This window comes from Mesorhizobium sp. LNJC391B00, from assembly GCF_000502535.1.
GTDB lineage: Bacteria > Pseudomonadota > Alphaproteobacteria > Rhizobiales > Rhizobiaceae > Mesorhizobium.
In genome coordinates this window covers 195,589-213,923 of record NZ_AYWI01000004.1, presented here as the reverse complement: position 1 = coordinate 213,923, position 18,335 = coordinate 195,589, and the positions used below count along the sequence as shown (strand labels likewise).

At 62.8% G+C, this 18,335-nt stretch carries 15 protein-coding genes and 1 tRNA gene; 8 read left to right on the top strand and 8 right to left on the bottom strand.

Annotated features, from left to right (window positions below; genetic code table 11):
• Positions 1-17: 17 nt before the first annotated feature.
• The 3 genes from X750_RS152800 to X750_RS152810 all read right to left on the bottom strand — a co-directional run bounded on the left by X750_RS152800 (position 18) and on the right by X750_RS152810 (position 4,620).
• Complete coding sequence (locus X750_RS152800; RefSeq protein ID WP_023704984.1) at positions 18-3,443, bottom strand: acyl-[ACP]--phospholipid O-acyltransferase; 3,426 nt, start codon at positions 3,441-3,443, stop codon at positions 18-20.
• A 91-nt stretch (positions 3,444-3,534) separates the two neighbouring features.
• Entirely contained in the window at positions 3,535-3,822 is a 288-nt protein-coding gene (locus X750_RS152805; protein WP_023668598.1) for a YiaA/YiaB family inner membrane protein, read from the bottom strand.
• Between the two features lie 111 nt (positions 3,823-3,933).
• Entirely contained in the window at positions 3,934-4,620 is a 687-nt protein-coding gene (locus X750_RS152810; RefSeq protein WP_023681449.1) for a PspA/IM30 family protein, read from the bottom strand.
• A 107-nt stretch (positions 4,621-4,727) separates the two neighbouring features.
• On the opposite strand from X750_RS152810, the gene X750_RS152815 reads away from it, so the two are divergent.
• Both X750_RS152815 and X750_RS152820 read left to right on the top strand, forming a co-directional pair.
• Positions 4,728-5,336: a WHG domain-containing protein gene (locus X750_RS152815; RefSeq protein ID WP_023704983.1), complete on the top strand. Its 609-nt coding sequence runs from the start codon at positions 4,728-4,730 to the stop codon at positions 5,334-5,336.
• A 149-nt stretch (positions 5,337-5,485) separates the two neighbouring features.
• Positions 5,486-7,402: an acyltransferase family protein gene (locus tag X750_RS152820; RefSeq protein WP_023708220.1), complete on the top strand. Its 1,917-nt coding sequence runs from the start codon at positions 5,486-5,488 to the stop codon at positions 7,400-7,402.
• Between the two features lie 47 nt (positions 7,403-7,449).
• Here X750_RS152820 and X750_RS152825 read toward each other — a convergent pair.
• Positions 7,450-7,525, bottom strand: a tRNA-Ala gene (locus X750_RS152825).
• Positions 7,526-7,674: 149 nt separating this feature from the next.
• Between X750_RS152825 and X750_RS152830 the strand changes: the two genes are divergently transcribed.
• Both X750_RS152830 and X750_RS152835 read left to right on the top strand, forming a co-directional pair.
• Positions 7,675-7,977: a YggT family protein gene (locus tag X750_RS152830; protein WP_023704981.1), complete on the top strand. Its 303-nt coding sequence runs from the start codon at positions 7,675-7,677 to the stop codon at positions 7,975-7,977.
• The gene (locus X750_RS152835; RefSeq protein WP_023704980.1) at positions 7,974-8,297 is read left to right on the top strand and encodes a DUF167 family protein; all 324 of its coding nucleotides are present in this window, start codon (positions 7,974-7,976) and stop codon (positions 8,295-8,297) included. Before X750_RS152830 ends, X750_RS152835 begins: the two co-directional genes overlap by 4 nt.
• A 3-nt stretch (positions 8,298-8,300) precedes the next feature.
• Here the strand turns inward: X750_RS152835 and X750_RS152840 are convergent, their stop codons facing one another.
• The 3 genes from X750_RS152840 to X750_RS152850 are packed head-to-tail and all read right to left on the bottom strand — an operon-like array spanning position 8,301 to position 11,073.
• A complete protein-coding gene (locus X750_RS152840; RefSeq protein ID WP_023704979.1) occupies positions 8,301-9,182 on the bottom strand; it encodes a MurR/RpiR family transcriptional regulator in 882 nt (293 codons plus the stop codon).
• A gap of 50 nt (positions 9,183-9,232) precedes the next feature.
• Complete coding sequence (gene ugpC / locus X750_RS152845; protein ID WP_023732931.1) at positions 9,233-10,300, bottom strand: sn-glycerol-3-phosphate ABC transporter ATP-binding protein UgpC; 1,068 nt, start codon at positions 10,298-10,300, stop codon at positions 9,233-9,235.
• A gap of 2 nt (positions 10,301-10,302) precedes the next feature.
• Positions 10,303-11,073 carry an SDR family oxidoreductase gene (locus X750_RS152850; RefSeq protein ID WP_023704977.1) on the bottom strand — a complete coding sequence of 257 codons (771 nt, stop codon included), beginning with the start codon at positions 11,071-11,073 and terminating at the stop codon, positions 10,303-10,305.
• A gap of 180 nt (positions 11,074-11,253) precedes the next feature.
• On the opposite strand from X750_RS152850, the gene X750_RS152855 reads away from it, so the two are divergent.
• The 4 genes from X750_RS152855 (at position 11,254) to X750_RS152870 (ending at position 16,104) form a co-directional block, all read left to right on the top strand.
• Positions 11,254-12,486 (top strand): sugar ABC transporter substrate-binding protein, encoded by a 1,233-nt coding sequence (locus X750_RS152855; RefSeq protein WP_023732932.1) that lies wholly within the window; start codon positions 11,254-11,256, stop codon positions 12,484-12,486.
• 426 nt (positions 12,487-12,912) lie between these two features.
• Positions 12,913-13,782 carry a sugar ABC transporter permease gene (locus X750_RS152860; RefSeq protein WP_023747345.1) on the top strand — a complete coding sequence of 290 codons (870 nt, stop codon included), beginning with the start codon at positions 12,913-12,915 and terminating at the stop codon, positions 13,780-13,782.
• A complete protein-coding gene (locus X750_RS152865) occupies positions 13,779-14,603 on the top strand; it encodes a carbohydrate ABC transporter permease (RefSeq protein ID WP_023747344.1) in 825 nt (274 codons plus the stop codon). Before X750_RS152860 ends, X750_RS152865 begins: the two co-directional genes overlap by 4 nt.
• A gap of 25 nt (positions 14,604-14,628) precedes the next feature.
• Positions 14,629-16,104 carry a M81 family metallopeptidase gene (locus X750_RS152870; protein ID WP_023747343.1) on the top strand — a complete coding sequence of 492 codons (1,476 nt, stop codon included), beginning with the start codon at positions 14,629-14,631 and terminating at the stop codon, positions 16,102-16,104.
• Positions 16,105-16,263: 159 nt separating this feature from the next.
• On the opposite strand, the gene X750_RS152875 is transcribed toward X750_RS152870, so the two are convergent.
• Positions 16,264-18,318 carry a M3 family metallopeptidase gene (locus X750_RS152875; protein ID WP_023747342.1) on the bottom strand — a complete coding sequence of 685 codons (2,055 nt, stop codon included), beginning with the start codon at positions 18,316-18,318 and terminating at the stop codon, positions 16,264-16,266.
• Positions 18,319-18,335: the final 17 nt, after the last annotated feature.

The window sequence follows — 18,335 nt, the reverse complement described above, 5'->3', positions numbered from 1 at the left end:
CCGTTGCCGTAGCCGGGTCAGGCGGCCTTGGTCTTCAAGGCCTCTTCGTCGCGCACCATTTTTGTCACGGCCGCGAAGTCGAGCTTGCCGGAGCCAAGGACCGGTACCTTTGAGACCACCCGCACTTCGGCCGGGACCATCAGGTCCATGGCGCCGTTGGCCTTGGCGTAGGCGAGGAATTCCGCTCGTGTGGCGCCGGATGCCTCAGTGATGAGGATCAGCTTTTCGCCCTTGCGCGCGTCGGGCACCGTGGCGACCGCCGACAGCGAGCCCTTCCACAATTCGCCGGCCAGCGCTTCGACAGCGGCGAGCGAGATCATCTCGCCGCCGATCTTGGCGAAGCGCTTGGCGCGGCCGCGAATGGTGATGAAGCCGCCTTCGTCGATAGCGACGACGTCGCCCGTATCATGCCAGCCGTCCTCCAGCGGTTCGAGCACGCCGGGCTTCTCGGCCCGGAGATAACCGGCCATGACATTGGGGCCGCGCACGAACAGCCGGCCGCCTTCGTCGACGCCGGGGACCGGATCGAGGCGGTATTCCATGCCGGGCATGATCTTGCCGACGGTTCCAGAGCGATTGTACATCGGCGTGTTGATGGAGATCACCGGCGCCGTCTCGGTGACGCCGTAGCCCTCGAGGATGCGTAGGCCGAACTTCTCCATATAGGTCATGCGCGTCGCTGTCTTGACCGGTTCCGCGCCGGCAAAACAATAGCGTATCGAGCGGAAGTCGTAGGGGTGCGCGGTGCGGGCATAGCCGGAGAGGAAGGTGTCGGTGCCGAAGATGATCGTCGCGTTCGAGCCGTAGATCAGTTCCGGCACGAGGCGGTAGTGCAGCGGCGAGGGGTAGAAATAGACCGGCACGCCGGAGATCAACGGCAGCACCGTGCCCGCGGTCATGCCGAAGGAGTGGAAGATCGGCAGCACGTTGAACACCTTGTCGCCCGAATGGAAGTCGATACGCGACGCCGCCTGGGCGGCGTTGGCCAGGATGTTGCGGTGGGTCAGAACGACGCCCTTCGGCGTGCCTTCCGAACCCGAGGTGAACAGGATCACCGCCGCATCGCCGGGCTTGCGTTTCGCGCGCGGCGTCGACTTGCGCAGCAAGCCGAGCAGCTTATCCTTGAGACTGATGGTCTTTCTGAGATCGTCGAGCCACACGATGTCGACCGAGCGACCGAGTTCCTCGACTACAGCGCCGAGCTTTGCCTGTTCGACGAACGCGCGGGACGTCAGCACGGTGCGGACTTCGGCGGCCTTGCAGGCGGACAGAATATTGGCGGCACCTGCGGTGAAGTTCATCATCGCCGGAACCTTGCCGGCGGACATGACGCCGAGCAGCGTCGCGCAAGAGCCGTTGGCGTTGGGCAGCATGATGCCCAGCGTCTGCTGGTCGGCATAAAGGTTCTGGAACTTCTCACCAAGCACGGCGGCAGCCGTGAGCAGCTTGCTGTAGCTGAGAGAACCGGTGACCGGATCCTGAACTGCGAGCTGTTTCATGCCGCGTTCGTTCGCCGTCTCCATGATCTTTTCCAGTACGGTCTTGTCGATGTCCTGGGTGCGGAAAACGAGATCCGACATCACCTGGTAGAGCGCGGAACCCGCCGCGGCGCGGCGCTTGCGGCCCTTCAGCTCTTGCGGCACCTCGAGCTTGACCGGTTCCAGAATGGTCACCTTGACCTTCGGGAACAGGCGGCGGCGCACATGCTGCGAGCTCAGCCGCGAGAAGTAGGTCTTCTCCAGCCCGTCGATGCGCACCGGCACAACCATCGAGCCGGTCTTGTCGGCAACCATGGCGGCGCCGTCATAGACCTTCATCAGGCCGCCGGTCACCGTGATGCGTCCCTCCGGGAAGATCACCAGCGGATCGCCGCCCTGCACGATCTTGATCAGCGTGCGGGTCGACATCGGCTTGGCCGGGTTGAGCGGCAAAGCGCGGGCAAGTTTCATGAACGGCTTCATCCACCAGGCCTGGGCAATGGTGTAGTCGATGGCGAAGACCGGCTCCTCATCGGTCAGCGTCAAGGCGAGCGGACCGTCGAGGAAGCTGACATGGTTGAGCGCCAGGATCGGCGCCTTGCCGGCCGCCTTGAGGTTTTCCATGCCCTCGACTTCGAGGCGCAGGAAAGCGCGGAACAGGATGGAGACGAAGTCACGGAAGGGGTTCGTCGGCAAATATTTCAGCATCAGCCAGGCGGCAATCGCATTGGCCGCGGCGAGGCCGAACAGGATGCCGCCGGTCGAGACCTTCGTCTGGATCAGGGCCATGATGATGCCGCCGCCAGTCATGAAGCCGGCATTGACGATACTGACGGCGGCGACGACCCGGGCGCGCCGCGCTTCGGGCGACCAGGCCTGCACGGCGGCGAAGGTCGGCACCACCAGGAAAGCGGCTGCAATGGCCATGCCGGCGAGGTCGATGGCGACGCGGATCGTGTTTGGGCCGGCGAAGAATGCGCCAAGGGTTTCCGCCTGGGGCGACGGCGTCATGCCGGAGATGGTCCAGGCGAGATGCAGGCCGAACAGGGCGAGCAGCGCCGTGCCGACCGGTGCCGGCAACAGCACGATGCGGCCCTGCGACATCCAGGCGGCGATGGCCGAACCGATGGCGATCGAGACGGCGAACACGGCGAGGTAGACGGTGACGGCCATTTCGTTGCCGCCGAGCGAATCCTTGATCAGCACCGGCAGGAGCGAGAGCACGATGGCGCCGATCAGCCAGAACCAAGACGTCATCAGGCCGGCGCGCCAGATGCGCGTGTCGGTGCGCAATTCGGTGACCTGGCGCCAGGTCGAGCGGAAGATGTTCTTGTCGATGACAAGGTCGGGCGCCGCCGAACCGGTGGACGGGATATAGCGGCTGACGAGCCAGCAACCGACGGCGAGCGCCATCATGATCGGTCCGAACACCGCGACGCCGATACCATCGGCGGAAACGACGCCGCCGGCTATGGTGCCGCCGAGAATCGCGGCAAACGTGGCTGACTCGATCCAGGCGTTGGCCTTGGGCAGTTCCTTGCGTTCGAGGTGATCGGGCAGGATTCCGTATTTGATCGGTCCGAACAGCGCCGAGATGATGCCGAACATCAACAGCGCCGTCATCAGCACGGGAATGGACGACAGGGCGATGCCGACGACGGAGACACCCGCCGCGGCGATCTCGGCGAATTTCAGACGCTTGGCTATGAGAGCCTTGTCGAAGCGGTCGGCGAGCTCGCCGCCGAGCGCCGACAGGAGCAGGAAGGGGGCCATGAAGACGGCGCCCGCCAAGGTGACCAGTGATGCCGCCTGGTCCGCCGCCAGCGTGAACAGAATAAGGAACACCAGCGTGTTCTTGAGGAAATTGTCGTTGAAGGCGGACAGGAACTGCGTCCAGAACAAGGGCGCAAAGCGCCTGGACGTCATCAGATGAGCTGTCGGTCGGTTGATCGGGGCGATTTCCATAGCGGCGACTTCCATTGGGCAAGACCGATTAAAATCCTGGCTGGATTGATCAGCGGTCTTGCGCGTTGAGCCTTGTTTAGCGGGAACCCGGTTACACTTCGTTACTGCGGCTGACTTCCATCAGCAACTTCTCGGTCTTGGCGTCTTCCAGCCGGTTGATGAAGCGGCTTGCCTCTTCCGAGTCGCGCAGTGTCTTGGTGATGGTGATCGAGGTGTGCACGAGCATGATGGCGGCCATGGCATAAAACCCCTTGGCGGCGAAGCTCGCCTCCATGAAGTAGATGCCGCCGGCCATCATTGTGGCGGCAACGGCGAAACTGGCCATGGTGAAGGTCTTCCAGGCGCTTGAGTCCTTGGGGGAATAGGTGTTCGGGGTCATCGATATGGTCCTTTCGTTTCAAGGTTAGGTTGGTTGGGCGTGGGTCTGTTTCAGGCTGGATACAATCAGGCTGGATACCATCAGGCCGGATACAATCAGACTGGATAACAATCAGGCCGGCTTGGTCATGGTCTTCGTGAGCCGTTCGAGCACGGCGTCGGCGCTGCTTCTCAGCGGCGCGCCGCAGCCGGCGGCCGCAAGCTTCTCTGAGACCGCGGCAGGATCGCCCGACTGTTCCATCTCGGCCATGGCGGCCGCGGTGGCGTCGATCTGCTTTTGCCTGGTGCGCAGGCGCAGCAGCGTCTCCTCGGCGTCCCTGAGCGCCGACAGGCTGGAGCCGGGCGCGCTTTCTCGCAGGCGCTGGGTCGAGTCGACCGCGGCAACGATGCGCTGGCCGCGCTGCAATTCGCGCAGGCGCATTTCGGAGACGCGGATAATCCGCTTGAGACGCTCGATCTCGGTGCCGAAGCTTTTCTGCGCCTCGGCGGAGGCGTCGCGTTCGGCTTCCAGCATGGCGATGGTTTCGGCGGCTTCGCGGGCCAGTTCATTCTGTCCCTGCTCGATCGCGGCGATCGTGCGCTTCTCCAAATCGTCGATGCGGAGGACAAGCTTCTTGAACTGCGCGACTTCCTGTTCGTTCTGGGCGATGGCAATTGCAACCGCCCGGCGGGCGGCCGCGATAGCGTCGGCGCAATCGCGGATCTGCTGGCGCAGGATTATCAGCGCGTTGCGGTCGACGACCGCCTCGGCGGCTTCGTAGCTTCGGCCGCGAACGAGAGCAAAAAACTGTTTCAACATTTCCGTTTCTCCTCTATGAACGTTGTTCATGAGGCAAAGTAGCACATTGTGAACGGCGTTCAAGGAGAAAATGAACGGTGTTCATAATTGCGCATAAGAGAAGGTTAATGACCGCAAAACGGGACGCCAAACGCGAGGACCTCAAAGGCAGGCTGATCGAGGCCGCGCAAGCGCGCATCCAGTCCTCGGGGCTCGCCGGTCTGCGTGCGCGCGACATCACGGCCGATGCCGGCTGCGCGCTGGGCGCGCTCTACACCGCCTTCGCAGACCTCGACGAGCTCATCCTGCACGTCAATTCGATCACACTGGCCAGGCTGGGGGCGGCCCTGCAGCAAGAGGCGACCGGCGTCGCCGAGCCTAGGGCAAGGCTGAAGGCGCTGGCCGAGGCCTATCTCGGCTTCGCCCGCGACAATCGCATGGCGTGGAAGGCGCTGTTCGAGCACCGTATGGCGCCAGGCGTGGCGGTGCCCGAATGGCATCTGGCCGAACATGCGGTGCTGATCCAGCATCTGGTCGAGCCGCTGGCGGCGCTGCTCCCGGCGGCGGCAACGCCGGAGCTTTTGGCCCGCGCGCGCACGCTGTTCTCCGCCGTGCATGGGATCGTCGCCATCTCGCTCGAAGACCGTTTCATTGGCCTGGCGTCCACCGACCTCGAAAGTGAGCTGCTGGGTTTCGTCGACACGCTGGTGAGCGGGCTGGAGACGGAAAGGGAATGAACTGCTGCGATCGGCTCTTGCCTCACGGCACTCTGCCCTTATGAAGATCGTGGCGGGGACTGGCCGGTTGATCCAGGCCGGCTGAGACTGTTGGGGGATACCCGGTGACAATCGATCAGGACCGCCGGTTTCGGCCCGAAATACAGGGGTTGCGCGGACTGGCCGTCGCTCTTGTCGTGGTCTATCACATATGGCCGGCTGTGCTGCCTGGCGGATATGTCGGCGTCGACGTCTTTTTCGTCATCTCTGGCTATCTGATCACCGGCCTGCTGGCACAGATGGCGCTGCGCGACGGTCGCGTCTCACTGATCGAATTCTACTCGCGACGGGTGCGACGGTTGTTGCCGGCAGCAACCCTGGTGCTGCTGGTCGCATTGCTGGGCACGCTGCTTTTCATCTCAAAGGCGCGCTGGGAGGAAATAGGCAACCAGATCGTGGCGAGCGCTCTTTATGTCGAGAACTGGCGGCTGGCCTCGATTGCGGTCAGCTATCTCGAGGCCGACACCTTGCCGAGCCCGGTGCAACATTACTGGTCGCTTTCCATCGAAGAGCAGTTCTACATCGTCTGGCCGGTGCTCATGATCGGCGTGATCTGGCTGGCGCGCCGCCGTGACCTTCCGCTGCGAGCCTGCCTGATCGGGGCGATGTCGCTCATTTTCGCGGCATCGCTTGTCGCCTCTGTCGTTTTGACGGCAACGGATCCGGCCCAGGCCTATTTCGTCAGCCATACCCGCCTGTGGGAATTGGCGTTGGGTGGTCTGCTGGTGCTGACCGAACACCGGTTTCGACTGGCGGCACTCACTAGACAGTGGCTGGCGATTGCCGGCATCCTGGGCATCGTTTCGTCCGCCTTGCTGTTTTCCGCTGCAACTCCATTTCCCGGTGTCAGTGCGTTGTTGCCGACCTTGGCCACCGTGCTTGTCATCCTGGCTGGCGAGGTTGAAGTCGGCCGGTTTCGTGGGCTCGATTCCTTGCTACTTCGTTTCATCGGCGATCGCTCCTACTCGGTCTATCTATGGCATTGGCCGCTGATCACCATCTTCCAGGCGCAGGGTCATTCGCTGACCCTTGCCGGCGGTTTCGGCCTGATTGCGGCGACCCTGCTTCTATCGGATCTGTCCTATCGATATGTTGAGCAGCGCTACCGGCAAGCTCGGGGCGGCGCCTGGTGGAAGCCGCTGGGATACGGCACCGCGGCGGTTCTCACATGCGTGGCCGCATCCGGCAGCCTGCTGCTCTTTCTGAAGACCGAACGCATCGACACCGCGCTGATCGGCACGCCTTCCTACCCTGGGCCCGCCGCTCTCGTCTCCGGCGCCGTGGTCCCGGACGGTGTGAACCTTCTGCCGCCGCTGGCCCGGCTGAGGCGGGACGTGCCGGTCGTGTATGCAAGGAAGTGCCACCAGGAGGAAAGCTCGGAGCCCAAACGATGCTCTCTAGGCGATCCCACGGGTGCGAAAACAATGGTTCTGGTGGGAGATTCTCATGCAGCCCAGTGGGTGCCGGCACTGGACAAGATCTCAAAGGACCGCAACTTCAAACTGGTTACCTTTACAAAATCCGCCTGCCCATTCACCCGCGTGGCCATCACGGCGGATGGCAAACCCAACGTCTTATGCGCGCAGTGGCACGAAAAGGTGCTGGCCGAGATCCTAAAGCTGAAACCGGATCTGATCTTCACCAGCCAGTCCAATTACGGAGCGGTTCAGCAAGACGTGATGATCGAGGGGCTGCGAAGTCTCTGGGGCGGGCTGACGGACGCCGGCTCGCAAATCGTTGCCATCCGCAACACGCCCTATATGAAATTCGACCCGGGCGAATGCCTGAGTTCGACGCCAACGAAATGCGTCACCAAACTGAGCGATATTGAGCGGAGCAACGTGTTGGCGCTGGCCGCGGAGGGACAGAAAAATGTGCGCGCTATCGATATGGTCGATGCGATTTGCGGGCCGCAACTATGCCCGGCAGTTGTCGGCAACATCATCGTCTGGCGGGACAGTCATCATCTGACCGCCAGCTACTCGCTTGCCCTGGCGCCCTATCTCGCAGCGAAGACGGGGCTTTGACGAGACGTCTCGGAAGTCAGATGTGTCGACAGGCAGGAAAAATCCGCTGGTGGAGCTGAGGAGGATCGAACTCCTGACCTCGTCATTGCGAACGACGCGCTCTCCCAGCTGAGCTACAGCCCCGTCCAGCGGATGGCGCATTTATCGAAGGCTGCGGTTTCCTGTCAAGACGAAACGGCTCACCAAGATAGCGGCATGGCGCACTTGGGAAAGCGGGTCTTGCCGGTTCCGGATGCAGTGGCTACATGTCGTGCGTTCGCAAGGAGCTACTGATGGTCGCCGTCTTTTACACGCTGCATGCCGCACTAAGTATCTATTGGTGGATCATAATCGGCGCGGCCATCTTCTCGTGGCTTTACGCCTTCAACGTCGTCAATTCACGCAATCAGCTCGTCAACTCCATCGGTACCACGCTCTATCGACTGACCGAGCCGGCTTTGCGACCGATTCGCCGCCTTCTGCCCGACCTCGGCGGTGTAGACATTTCACCAATCATTCTGCTTTTGGCGCTGACATTTATCAGCATGTTCTTGAACTACACCGTTCAGCCGATGTTCGGCATCGGGCCGATGTGACCTCTGCCACCAGCTTGCCGTACCGTCTGCGCGAGGACGGCATCGACCTGTTCGTGCGGCTGACGCCCAAGGCAGCGGTGGACAGGCTCGAAGGCGCGGAGACGGCGGCCGACGGGCGCTGCCACCTAAAAGCCCGCGTGCGCGCCGTGCCGGAGAATGGCGCCGCCAATCAAGCATTGCAAAGACTTGTCGCCAAGGCGCTGGGAGTTCCCGCATCGGCGGTGTCGGTCGTTGCTGGCGCTACCGCTCGCTTGAAGACGCTACGCGTGAATGGCGATCCGGCGGCGCTGGTGACGAGCATCAAAGCGCTCGGCCGTTAGTCCTCAATCCCCCAGCGGCAACTTTGGATCGTCGACCTTCAGCGTGTTCACGCTCTGCTTGATGCGGCGCAGGTTTTCGAGAACCCTGGGTCCGCGCGTCTCGGCCACGGAGGTGACGATCATGTCGATGATCGACAGCAGAGCATAGCGCGACGAGGTCGGCTTGTAGATGTTGCCGTCCTCCAGCGACTGGAACTGGATGACGGTATCGGCGGCCTTGGCGAGCGCTGATTCCGGCGGGGTTACGGCGATGGTGGTGGCGCCATATTGCTGGGCCACCTGCACGGCGTCGATGACCGATCGCGCATAGCCGGACACCGAGAACGCGATCAACGTCGTCTCCGACGTAGCGACCGCGGCATACATGCGCTGCAATTGCCCGTCGATCTGCGCCAGCACCGGCACGCCCAGCCGAAACAGCCGGTTCTGCATCTCGGTCGCCATCATCGAGGAAATGCCGCCGGAGCCGATGCACAGCACATTGCCCGAACTGACGATGCGCGCGGCCACGCCCACCAGCGTCTTCATGTCGAGGTTTTCGCTGGCGCGCTGGATTGCGGCGATTGCCGCTTCGGTGATGGCCGACGCAATGCGCTGCTCGCGCGCGTCGCGGTTCAGCGGTTCGGGCGATAGATACTGGCCGCCAATGGCGATCGCCTGCGCCAGGTAGAATTTGAAATCGCGCAGACCCTCGCAGCCGAGATTGCGGCAGAAACGGGTGACCGTCGGCTCGCTGACGCCGACGCGCGCGGCAATTTCCGAGATTGCCGCCTTGGAGGCGAAGTCGAGATCGGTCAGCACGAGGCCGGCCAGGCGGCGGTCCGATTTGGTGCCGTCCTGCGACATCAGCTGCAGGCGCGTGATGATGTCGGCCGGCGTTTTCATTTCTGGGTTGTCGTCTTCATCGTGGTGTTTTCGTTTTCATGCCGGCGCTCTCATAGCGGCAGGCCTGTCGCCGTGTCGAACAGATGGATGTTTGCAGGCGCGACCGAGACCGGCAGCATTTCACCCGGCTTGACCTGTATCCGATCGCGGAACACGGCGCGCACCGTGTCAGCGCCGATGGCGCCATAGACATGGGTTTCCGAGCCGGTCGGCTCGACGACATCGACCTTGATCGCCATCGCGTCGACAGCCTCGCCGATGACGAAGTGTTCGGGCCGTATGCCGGCCTCGACCGTGCTGCCAGCCGGCACCGTCTTGCTGCCGAGCGCCAGTCGCCCTCCGCCGGCCGATTCGAACCAGCTTTTATCGGGCGTCGTCTTCAGGGCGCCGGAGACAAAACTCATCGACGGCGAGCCGATGAAGGAGGCGACGAATTTGTTGGCGGGACGGTCGTAGAGCTCCAGCGGTGCGCCGACCTGCTGGATCTTGCCGCGGTCCATCACCACGATGCGGTCGGCCATGGTCATGGCCTCGATCTGGTCGTGGGTGACATAGACGATGGTCGATTTCAGCCGCTGGTGCAGCGCCTTGATCTCGGTGCGCATCTGCACGCGCAATTGCGCGTCGAGATTGCTGAGCGGCTCGTCGAACAGGAACACCGAGGGTTCGCGCACGATGGCGCGGCCCATTGCGACGCGCTGGCGCTGGCCGCCCGACAGTTCCCGGGGATAGCGGTCGAGATAGGAGAACAGGTTGAGGACGCCAGAGGCCTTTTTCACCTTGGCGTCGATTGCCGTGCGGCTTTCGCCGCGGATCTTTGGGCCAAAGCCGATATTGTCGGCCGCTTTCAGGTGCGGAAACAGCGCATAGGACTGGAAGACCATCGCGATGTTACGCTGCTGTGGCGGCAAATCGTTGGCGCGCACGCCGCCGATCAAGAGGTCGCCTGCGGTGATCGGCTCCAGCCCGGCCAGCATGCGCAGCAAGGTCGACTTGCCGCAGCCGGAAGGGCCGACCAGCACGACGAACTCGCCGCTCTTGATGTCGAGGCTGATGTTTTCGAGGATCTTGTGGCGTCCGAAGGATTTCGACAGGTCGCGGAACTCGACATCGGTCATGGTCAGGCTCCCAATATGTCGTCGATGAAGGGCAGGAAGCCGGCGGTCAGTCCGGCGTCGACCGGCACCACCGCGCCGGTTATCCCCGATGCGCGATCCGAAACAAGGAAGGCCACCGCTTCGGCCACTTCCGTGGCGTCGACGATGCGGCCGAGCGGATAGAGCCGCTTGAGCTTGCCGAGAACATCCGGGTTCTTGGCCAGCCGATGGTCCCATGCGGCGGTGCGGATCGAGCCGGGGCAGACGACATTGGCGCGCAGCCCGTTGCGGCCGAGTTCCACAGCGATCGCTTTGGCATAGGCATTGATGCCGGCCTTGGCTGCGGCATAGGCCGGGTTGCCGAAGTGGGCGATGGCGTTGACGGAAGAGATGAAGACGACGCTGCCCGAACCGCGCGCGGCCATCGCCTTGATCAGTGGATCGGCGAACAGCATCACCCCGGTCAGATTGAGGTCGAGCTCGTGCTCAATCTTATCGGGTGTCAATGCGGCAAGCGTCTCTGCGCGCGTCCAGCCGGCATTGTTGATCAGCATGTCGGGAACGCCATCTTTCTCAAGGATCGCTGGTATCGCCGCCTCGATGGAAGCCCGGTCGAGGAGGTCGAAGGCGTGACGCGACGCCAGGTGTGGGCTGCGCAACGCATCTTGCGACTGGTCGCAGCCGACGACCCGCGCGCCTCGTTCGGCCAGCAGCGCCACAATAGCCGAGCCGAGCCCGCCGCCGGCGCCGGTCACCAGCACGGTCTTGCCCGCGAATTCGGCCGTTGAAACCACCCTGCGCGCCTCCCTGGGATCCACGATAGTCGGAAAACGCTATTTTAGGAAATGTAATTAAGCAACATGATAAATCCGCTTGCACGGCGTGAAATGAGGGATAATGTAGGAAAGTCACATAAAGCCTTGGCCGCCTGAAAGCCGCAAGAGCGCAGGCGCCAATCAAATGGGAGAGATCGAATGAAGCTTGCAAAATGGACTGTCGGCCTGATGGCCGGAATGAGCCTGCTCGCCCTGGCATCCCAAGCAGATGCCGGCGAGGTGCGCGTAACCGTCGCCGAATACAGCGCCAAGACCGGCCCGTATTTCGAAGCGGTGAAAAAGGAATTCGAGGCAGCCAACCCGGGTATCACCGTCAAGTTCGAAGTTGTGCCGTGGGACGTGCTGCTACAGAAGCTGACCACCGACATCACCGCCGGCACCAATGCCGACCTGTCGATCATCGGCACCCGCTGGCTGATCGATTTCGTCCAGCAGGATGTCGCCGAGCCGCTCGACGCCTACATCAAGCCAGACTTCAAGGACCGCTTCATCGACACCTTCCTGTCGCCGTCGATCATGGAGGGCAAGACCTATGGCCTGCCGATCGCGGCTTCGGCGCGCGCCATGTACTACAACAAGGAATTGTTCGAGAAGGCCGGAATCGCCAACCCGCCGGCAACCTGGACCGAGTTGCAGGAGGATGCGCGCAAGATCAAGGCGCTGGGCACCGGCACGTTCGGCTTCGGCCTGCAGGGCAAGGAGATCGAGACCGACGTCTATTACTACTATGCGATGTGGTCGCAAGGCACCGAGATTCTCAACAAGGATGGCACGTCGGGCCTCGGCACGCCGGGCGCGCTCGAAGCCGCCAAGCTCTACAAGTCGATGATCGACGAAGGCCTGACGGAACCCGGCGTCACCTCCAACAACCGCGAGGACGTCCAGAACCTGTTCAAGCAGGGCAAGGTCGGCATGATGATCACCGCGCCCTTCCTGTCCAACCAGATCAAGGACGAGGCGCCGAACCTGAAATACGGCGTGGCCGCTATCCCCGCCGGACCGACCGGCGCGCGCGGCACGTACGGCGTCACCGATTCCATCATCATGTTCAAGAATTCCAAGAACAAGGATGAGGCCTGGAAGCTGCTCGACTTCCTGTTCACCACCGAACAGCGCGCCAAGTTCACGCAAGGGGAAGGCTTCCTGCCGGTGAACAAGGAAGAGGCCAAGATGGACTATTACGTCAACAATGCCGATCTGGCAGCGTTCACCGCGCTGCTGCCCGACGCCCGCTTTGCGCCGGTCATCCCCGGCTGGGAAGAAGTCGCCCAGATCACCTCGGATGCCATGCAGAAGATCTATCTCGGCGGCGACCCCGAGGCAGGCTTGAAGGAAGCGGCTGCCAAGGCCAACGCCGTGATCAAGAAATAGGGCGTATCTCCCTGCGCCCGGCGCGCCCCTGAGATCGGGGCGCGCCACACTTTCCTCTCCCTCCGGAGGGGGGAGAGGTGGCTCGGCGAAGCCGAGACGAGTGGGGGAACCACCTGGCAACCGCCGCGAACGGACATAGGAAGGGCAATAGGGGCAAACATCACCTCGCCTTGCGCCCCAAGGGTCGACATCCACTCCGTCGACCCCCACTCCGTCGAGCTTCGCTCGACACCTCTCCCCCGATCAACGGGGGAGAGGAAGGGCTCCCTTCCGCAACCGCTGCGGAGGATGGGCAGGCAGGTGAGGGGCAGCGCAAACGTCCGCAGGAGATTCAAACCCTGAAGCGCTGCCTTAGACCGATATGCGAGATTGATCCGAGCTGGCGCGCCAGCGCCACTTATGTCCAACACGGTACGAATCCGGCCGATGCAAAATCGTTACCTGCCCTATTTATTGACCTTGCCCAGCCTGTTTCTAGCCGCAGTCGTCATCTTCTGGCCGGTCTGGGACCTGATCCAGATATCGACGCATGATGTCAGCCGTTTTGGGCAGCTGCGGGACTTCAACGATTTCGCCAATTATTCCGCCTTCCTCGCCGATCCCGATTTCCTGGCGGCACTCTGGCGCACCGGCCTGTGGACCGTGCTGGTGGTCGGCGGCGCGCTGCTGTTGTCCGTCCCCGTGGCGATGATCCTCAATACCGATTTCTACGGCCGCGGCATTGCCCGCGTCATCATCATGCTGCCCTGGGCGGTGTCGCTGACGATGACGGCGGTGGTCTGGCGCTGGGCGCTCAACGGCGAAAGCGGCATGCTGAACTCGGCACTGATGGGGCTTGGTCTGATCCATGAGAACATCCAGTGGCTGGCGCGCGCCGAGACCGCCTTTCCGATGCAGGTGCTGATCGGCATATTGGTGACGGTGCCGTTCACCACCACGATCTTCCTCGGCGGCCTGTCATCAATCCCGGACGACCTATACGAGGCGGCCGCCCTGGAAGGGGCGACGCCGATGCAGCAGTTCCGCGAGATCACCTTTCCGCTGCTGAAGCCGTTCATCAACATCGCCATCGTCCTCAACACCATCTACGTCTTCAATTCCTTCCCGATCATCTGGGTGATGACGCAGGGCGGGCCGGCCAACTCGACCGACATATTGGTCACCCACCTCTACAAACTGGCCTTCCGCATCGGCAAACTGGGGGAAGCATCGGCGGTGTCGCTGCTGATGTTCGCCATCCTTTTGACCTTCACCATGATCTATGTGCGCCTCGCCATGCGGGAGCAACGCGCATGAGGCCCAAGCTGAAGCGCACGATCATTGCCTGGCTGCTGCTTTCGCCGCTGCTCGTGGCGACGATCTTCCCCTTCGCGGTGATGTTTTTGACCGCGGTCAAGCCGCGGCAGGAGGTGCTGTCGCCGACCTGGTGGCCAAGCGAGTTTCGCTGGTCGAATTTTGCTGACATGTGGGTGGCGACGGGATTCGGCCAGGCGTTGGCCAATTCGCTCTATGTCTCGGTCATCGCCACCGTCGGCGCTATCCTGATCTCGGTGCCGGCTGCCTACGCCATGTCGCGGTTTCGCTTTGCCGGCTACGGGGCCTTCCGCCAGTTCCTGCTGATCTCGCAGATGATCTCGCCGATCGTGCTGGTGCTCGGCCTGTTCCGGCTGATGGCGGCCTGGGGTCTGATCGAATCCACGACCGCGCTCGGCGTCATCTACATGGCTTTCAACGTCGCCTTCACCGTGTGGATGCTGCAGAGTTATTTCGACACCATCCCGCGCGATCTCGAGGAAGCAGCGTGGATGGAAGGCGCCGGCCGATGGCTGACCTTGCGAAAAGTGTTTCTGCCGCTTTGCCTGCCGGCAATCGCGGTTACCGCCATCTTCACCTTCATCAACGCATGGAATGAGTTCGTCGTCGCGCTCACAATGCTGCGCAGCCAGGAAAGTTACACGCTACCGATCCAGGTGTTCTCGCTGGTCGCCGGCCGCTACACGATCGAATGGCACCATGTGATGGCGGCGACGCTGCTGGCGACGCTCCCGGTGGCGATTCTGTTCATCTGGCTGCAGCGCTATCTCGTTCGGGGGCTGGCGCTCGGGGCGGTCAAATAACGGCGCCATTCACAACGGAGTTTTCATGCGCATCTTCACCGCCTCACTGGCGACCGAAACCAACACCTTCTCGCCGGTGCCGACCGACCGGGCGTCGTTCGAGATGGCGTTCTATGCCGGGCCGGGCAAGCATCCAGACACGCCGACCTTGTGCTCCTCGCCGATGGTCGCGCTGCGCCGGCGTGCGGCTGCCGAAGGGCTGACCGTCGTCGAAGGCACCGCCACCTGGGCGGAGCCGGGCGGGCTGGTGCAGCGGCAGACCTATGAGGCGTTGCGCGACGAGATTCTCGGCCAGTTGAAGGCAGCTTTGCCGGTCGACGCCGTCATCCTCGGCCTGCATGGCGCGATGGTGGCGCAAGGCTATGACGATTGCGAGGGCGATCTGCTTGAACGGGTTCGCGCCACGGTTGGGCCGGATGTGGTGATCGCGGTGGAGCTCGACCCGCACAGCCACCTGACGCCAAAGCGCGTTGCGGCATGCAATGTCATGGCCTACTTCCTCGAATTCCCGCACACCGACTTCTATGAGCGCGGCGAACATGTCGTCGAGCTTGGATTGGCGGCGGCGCGCGACGAGATCAAGCCGGTGATCTCGACCTTCGACTGCCGCATGATCCAGGTCCTGCCGACCAGCCGCGAGCCGATGCGCTCCTTCGTCGACCGCATCAAGGCGCTGCACGGCAAGGACGGCGTGCTGTCGGTCTCGGTCATCCATGGCTTCATGGCCGCGGACGTGCCGGAAATGGGCACGCGCATCCTGGTCGTCACTGACAATGACAAGGCCAAGGGCGATGCGCTGGCGGAGAGGCTAGGGCACGAGCTTTACGCCATCCGCGAAAGGACGGCGATGACGATGCTGAACACCGAGGACGGCATCGCGCGGGCACTGGCCGTGCGCAAGGAAAATCCCGGCAAGCCGGTTGTGATTGCCGACATCTGGGACAATCCCGGCGGTGGCGTCGCCGGCGACGGTACCGTTGTGCTGCGCGCCATGCTGGAACAGGGCGTGGACAATTTTGGCGTGGCGACGATCTGGGACCCGATCGCTGTCACCTTTTGCCAGGCGGCAGGCGAAGGCGCCGTCATCGACCTGCGCTTCGGCGGCAAGGCCGGGCCGCTGGCCGGCGAACCGATCGATGCGCGCGTCAAGGTGTTGAAAGCCGTCCCCGAGGGCTGGCAGAGCTTCGGGCCAAGCCGGGTGACGCTCGGGCCGACGGCGCTGGTGCGCATCGAAGGCACCGAAATCGACATCATCCTCAACACCAACCGCACGCAGACCTTCGAGCCGGATATTTTCTCGAACATTGGCATCGATCCGTTGTCGAAGGACATATTGCTGATCAAGTCGACCAACCATTTCTACGCCGGCTTCGAACCGATCGCGGCGGAGATCATCTATGTCTCGGCGCCGAGCTCGTATCCGAGCAATCCGGCGGTGACGGATTACAAGAAGCTGACGCGGCCGGTTTGGCCAAGGGTGGCGGATCCTTGGCGCTATTGATCTCCCCACTTGAGGGGGAGATGTCGCCGAAGGCGACAGAGGGGGTCGCTCGCGTGAAGCGCCGACCTTCATCTGCGGCAGCGGGTCGAGCCCAGTCGGGCCGACCCCCTCTGGCCGCTTTGCGGCCATCTCCTCCTCGAGGGGGGAGATAAGCCGGCGCTACACCAATCCCCGCTTCACCATCATCGCCTCAGGCGAAGGCATCTTGCCGCGGAACGCCGTGTACAGCTCCTCCGGATCCTTCGAACCGCCGGCGGCATAGATATTCTTCCGCAGCCGTTCCGCCAGCGCCGGGTTGAAGGGATCGCCGGTTTCCTCGAAGGCTGCGAAGGCGTCGGCGTCGAGCACTTCCGACCACATGTAGGAATAGTAGCCGGCTGAATAACCGTCGCCGGAGAAGATATGGCCGAAATGGGGGGTGCGATGACGCATGGCGATGGTGTCGGGCATATCAAGCTTTTCCAGCGTTTCGGCTTCGAACTGAAGCGGCTCGGCCGGCGCATCCGGCCGCGCGTGATAGGCCATGTCGATGAGCGCCGACGCTGTGAACTCGACCGTGGCGAAGCCGGCGCCGAACGTGCGGGCGGCCAGCATCTTGTCGAGCAGCGACTTCGGCATCGGCTTGCCGGTCTTAACATGCAGCGCATGCTTTTCCAGCACTGCGGGCACCGTCAGCCAGTGCTCGTAGAGCTGCGAAGGCAGTTCGACGAAATCGCGGGAAACCGACGTGCCCGCCACCGACGGCCAGGTGACGTCGGTCAGCATGCCGTGCAAAGCATGGCCGAACTCGTGGAACAGGGTCTTGGCCTCATCGACCGACAGCAGCGCCGCTTCCCCCGCCGGCGGCTTAGCGAAGTTCATGATGTTGTAGATCACCGGCTTGGAGCCATCCCCAAGCTTGTAGCCAGACTTCAGCGCGCTCATCCAGGCGCCAGAACGCTTCGAGGATCGGGCGAAATAGTCGGCGAGGAACAGGCCGCGCTCGCTGCCATCGGCGTTCTTCACCACAAAGACGCGCGCGTCGGGATGCCAGGCGGCGATGCCCTTCTTCTCCTCGAAAGTGATGCCGAACAGTTTTGTGGCGACGTCGAAGCAGGCGTCGATGACCCGGTCGAGTTGCAGATAGGGTTTCAGTTCCGCCTCGTCGAAGTCGAATTTTTCGGCGCGCAATTTCTCCTGGTAGAAGCGCCAGTCCCAGGCGGCGAATTTTTCGTTGCTGCCGGCCTTGGTCGCCAGCCGCTCCAGCTCCTTCTGGTCGGCGGCGGCCTTCTCCAGCGCTTTCTCCCAGACCGGGTCGAGGAGGTCGTGCACCGCCTTCGGCGTCTTGGCCATGGTGTCGTCGAGCTTCAGCGCGGCGAACGAGGCATAGCCGAGCAGCCTGGCCTTTTCGGCGCGCAGTTTCAGCATGTCGCGCACCACTGCGGTGTTGTCGCTGGCGCCGCCGTTCTGGCCGCGCATGGTGAAGGCGCGGAAAGCGGTCTCGCGCAGATCGCGGCGTTCAGAAAAGGTCGTGAACGGCTCATAGATTGAGCGCGACAAAGTGACGGCGTAGCGGCCCTTCTGGCCGCGCGTCTCGGCGGCTTCGGCCATCGAACTCTTCACGAAGTCCGGAAGGCCGGCAAGATCAGCCTCGTCGAGGAACAGCGCCCAGTCGCGCTCGTCGGCCAGCACGTTCTGGCCGAAAGTGGTGCCGAGCGAGGACAACTCCTCGCTGATGTTGGCCAGCCGCTTCTTGCCGTCGGCGTCGAGTTTTGCGCCCGATCGCACAAAGCCTTTCCAGGTCTTCTCCAGCACCCGCAGCGTCTCGACGTCGAGTTTTAGCGTCTCCCGGCGCTGGTAGAGGTCGTCGATGCGGGCAAACAGTTTCTCGTTCATCGAGATCGCCGAGAAATGCCGCGACATCTTCGGCGAGATCTCACGCTCCAGCGCCTGGATCGCATCGTTGGTGTGGGCGCCGGCCCGGCACCAGAAGATCGACGAGACATGGTCGAGCGGCTCACCGGCGAGCTCGAGGGCTGCCAGCGTATTCTCGATGGTCGGCGCATCCTTGTTGCCGGCGATCGCATCGATTTCGGCCTCATGTGCCTTCAGCGCCGCGTCGAACACCGAGGAGAAATCGTCGTCGCCGATGCTGGCAAAATCCGGCAGGCCGAGCGGCCCTTGCCATTTGGTCAGCGGATGGGCGGCGAGATCGACGGTTTTCGTGGACGGCATGGGGGATCTTTCGGTGA